A 3,889-nucleotide genomic window follows, 5' to 3' on the forward strand; every position below is an offset into this window, starting at 1 on the left:
GGCCGCTTGATAACTGCTACAATGTAAACTATGGATTTACTGCTTAATACCCCCGCACTCACCGCGTACGAACAAATGGCGTTAGACGAAACCTGCGCACTGGCGCACGCGGGCGGATTCTGGCTCCGCTTTTACCGTTGGGCGGATAAAGAGGCCGTCACCTTTGGCTATGCCCAACCGCGCCGCTCGGTTTTGCGCCAAGCGGCGGCGGCCGGAGTGGGCGGGCCTGCCGTGCGCCGCCCTACCGGCGGGGGCATGGTACTCCACCGGGGGGATTTGACGTTTTCCTGCATTTTGCAAAGTGAACAGCCGCCCGCGGCCTTGTATGCGCGTTTGCACGGGGCAATCCGCGCGGAACTGGCCTTTTTGGCGCCTGTAAAAGTATGGGGCAAAACGGCGCTGCAGGCGTATCTGCCCGCCCCGCACGGCCAGGCCGGGGCCTGCTTTTTGAACCCGGTAGAAAATGATTTATTAGCGGCAGACGGACACAAAATTTTAGGGGGCGCTATCCGGCGCTTTGGTAAAACCGTATTATATCAGGGCTCTTTGCAAATACCCGGCGCACGGGAAAACTCCGCCTTAAAAAAAGCCGTCATTACGGCTGTTAGGCGGGAATTTGCCGCGCATTTTGCGCCCCGCGCGGTGGGGGCGGACGTGTTAGCGCAAGCCAAAAAGCTGGCCCAAACCCGCTACCAAAGCGAAGATTGGAACGGTAAATTTGAATGAAAAACGCGCTCAAAACGCTGCTGGCGGTGTTGCTGCTCCCCACGCTGTTTTTGGCGGCGGCGCAAACGGCGCGCCTGTTGTACGGCACGCTGGGCAACGCGCAAATGTTTGCCTGTTTTGCGGGCGGGGCCGCGGTGTATGGGGCCATACACTTTTGGGTGTATGATTTTTCCCGCGTGTATGTGCTGGGGCACGAACTGACCCACGCCGTGGCGGCCTTGCTCTGCGGATACCGCATTAAAGATATCAGTGTCCGGCAAGATAGCGGTTATGTAAAAATGACCCAATGCAACGCTTTTGTGGCACTGGCACCGTATTTTATCCCGGCTTATACGGTGGCGTTGGGGTTTTTGTATTGTGCGCTTACCTGGGTGGCGGATTTAACGCCGTACCGTTGGGCGTTTGTGGCGTTGGCCGGGTTTTGTACGGCGTTCCACTTTGTGCAAACATTCAAAACCTTGTTTGAAGCAGACCAGCCGGATTTGAAAATGGCGGGCGGAAAGGTGTTTTCGGCCGTGTCTATTACCTTTGTAAACTTGATGATATTGGCCGTTTTGTGCAAAGTATTGTTCCCCCAACAAACTAATTTAAGTGATGCCGCCCTGCGCGTGGCAACGGGAACCTATCAGACGTGGCGAATTTTTGTAAACTATATAATAGAGCGTATTTATAACGCGCTCTAAAGGGAATGTATGGCGCAAGAGCAAAAAAAGAAAAAGAATTGGCTGGTGCGTTTTTTGGGGGCGTGTTGCACGCTTACCCTGCGTACCGTTATGTTTACGCTCATGCTTATTTTTGGCCTGTCTGCCGTCTGCTGGGTGCTGTTTATTAAATTTTTTAATGCCCAGTATTTAAGCGAGGAAATCACCACCCAATTACAGCGCGCCTTAAACCGCCCGGTTGTCATCACGGCGTTAGATTTGAAATTTTTTAACACGTTGGAATTAAAAGGATTTTCCGTATTGGATAGCGAGGTGGCCCATGGGGAAGCGCTGGTGTCGGCCGACAGTGTGGCGGTGCGTTTTAAGCTACTGCCGCTCTTGGACCACCAACTGGTCATAGACGAAGTGACCCTCAACCGCCCCCGCATTAACATTGTGCGCGGGGAAGACGGCCGCTATAACGTGCCGGATATCCGGGCGCCTAAAAAAACATCCGGGGATGCTACCGCTCCCGCCGGGGAGCGCTTTGCCGTCAGCGTGCAGGACTGGACGGTTAAAAACGGCGTGATGAGCTATAAAGATTTGCAAAATAAAACCACCCACGCCGTATATGGGCTCAACCTGCATTTTGAGCGCTTGCGTTTTGACGAACTTTCCCGCTTTCAAATGGAAATGGTCTTGCGCAATAAGTGGAAAGATAACATTTCCGATATGGAAATTAAAGGCGCGGGCCATGTAAATTTTGCCAATTTTGACTGGAGCAACTTTGCCCTGCGCAGTTTGCGCGCGCAAGTGTTTGCGTTCCGCAAGCCGGTGGCTTTAACCGTGGATTTGGATAACCTGCGCACCCCTTATTTTAATATCCGCGCGCAGGTGCCCGCGTTTGAGGGGAAAGATTTATCCGTATTTGATGATAAAATGGCGCAGTTTTATTTCCCGCAGGCGGATGTAAGCCTAAAGGGGGTGCTGTCCAATAACTACCGCACCTTAAAAATTAACGAATCGGCCATTACGGCGCAAGATGTGCGCGCACAAGCCAGCGGCACGCTGAACTTTGCAGAGGCCCCCTTTACGGCGGACGTGCAGTTTTCCACCGGGCCGATGGATTTGGCCCCGCGGAGCCGAAATTATCCGCCTTTGGAAAAATACAAGCTGACCGGCTCCGGCACCGTGGAAAAAGCCCGCCTGGTGCGCACCGGCGGCCAATGGCAACTGCCGCTTTTAACCTTAACCGCCCAAAACGCGGGGGGAGATTTTTACGGCTTTTTGGCGGACGGCGTGAGCGGAACCTTTCAAGCTAAACAGGATTTTAGCGATTTATACGCCCATACTACTTCCGGCAAAGTGACCGTGGACCGCAGTGTGTTTGATAAGTTGCAACTTTCCGGCTTTTACCGCAAAGGAAACGTGTATGCCAATATAGCCGGCGGGGAATTAAACGGCGTGCCGCTTAAAATGAATTTGGCCATTAACCATATTAAATCCCCCAAGCGCAAAATTACCACCAACCTCTATTTGAAACATTTTGAGCCTATGCCGTTTATCGGGGTGGTGTTTAATTTCGCCCATGTGATTGGGCGGGTGCGTCCGTTTAAGGTGCGCGCACCGCAAACCGGCAAACTGGCGTGGCTGGTTAATTTTAGGGAGCGCCTGCCCAAATTTATGCCCAATTTTGCGGGTACGCTATCCGCCGATACGTTTTCTTCCACGGTTATTTCCGGCAATAACTTTTTTGCGGAATTTGATTTGACGGGCCTGCTGCCCGGTATGGACCAACTAAACGGCACGTTGGATGCCACCCTGCAAAACGGCGTAATTCACCAAATGGAAAAACTGGCCGAAGAACAGCAGGCGCTCAACATTACTTTTACGCCGTTTATTATTATGCACCGTATGGAACGCGCCGGAAGTTTTAAGGTGGGGCAGGTGTTAAAAGACGTGCCTTTTGAAGATATGGCCGCCAGTGTGGATTTTGTAAACGGACGGATGAACATTAACAATGCGTTTACGCAGGGGCCCACTATTTCCGCCGCCGTGCAAGGTTGGACTAACTGGGTAGAAGAAAATTTTGATATTATTATATGGACGATGTTTAACAACACTTCCCGCTCGGGCGCGTTGGCGGAGAACTTAACGGACGAATCCGGCAACCCGGCACTGGCGTTTAAGGTGTCGTCTTCCATGCGCAAACCCAAGCTGGAAATGTTAAAGGCCAAGCAGACGGGCCGGCAGATTAAAGCCGCCCAATCGCGCGGGCTACGCACCGTTTTTGAATCTAACCGGGATTTTATTAAAGGAGACTTCCATGCCAAGAAATAACCTGGATGTTTTATGCCTCTTGCAAGAACACGGGGCTATTATGGAGGGGCATTTTGTAATGCCGTCGGGCTTTCACAGCCAGTCGTACATTCAAACGTCCCTTTTGTTGCAGCACCCTCATTTGGCCCAGCGGATTGCGCAGGCTTTGTCGGATAAATTTTCCCAAAAAGCGGATGTTATTT

At 52.2% G+C, this 3,889-nt stretch carries 3 protein-coding genes and 1 pseudogene; all 4 read left to right on the plus strand.

The genetic code is table 11. The annotated features are described in order from the left end of the window. The first annotated feature begins 30 nt into the window (after window positions 1-30). A complete protein-coding gene (locus ACQY18_RS06405) occupies window positions 31-726 on the plus strand; it encodes a lipoate--protein ligase family protein (protein ID WP_428039267.1) in 696 nt (231 codons plus the stop codon). Further along, window positions 723-1,409 carry a M50 family metallopeptidase gene (locus tag ACQY18_RS06410; RefSeq protein WP_428039268.1) on the plus strand — a complete coding sequence of 229 codons (687 nt, stop codon included), beginning with the start codon at window positions 723-725 and terminating at the stop codon, window positions 1,407-1,409. Before ACQY18_RS06405 ends, ACQY18_RS06410 begins: the two co-directional genes overlap by 4 nt. A gap of 9 nt (window positions 1,410-1,418) precedes the next feature. Then, window positions 1,419-3,707 carry an AsmA family protein gene (locus tag ACQY18_RS06415; protein WP_428039269.1) on the plus strand — a complete coding sequence of 763 codons (2,289 nt, stop codon included), beginning with the start codon at window positions 1,419-1,421 and terminating at the stop codon, window positions 3,705-3,707. Next, window positions 3,694-3,889: pseudogene (locus ACQY18_RS06420) on the plus strand (orotate phosphoribosyltransferase); the annotation flags it as partial. The gene ACQY18_RS06415 and the pseudogene ACQY18_RS06420, both read left to right, overlap by 14 nt.

Origin of the sequence: Candidatus Avelusimicrobium faecicola, assembly GCA_900540405.1 — a bacterium.
GTDB lineage: Bacteria > Elusimicrobiota > Elusimicrobia > Elusimicrobiales > Elusimicrobiaceae > Avelusimicrobium > Avelusimicrobium faecicola.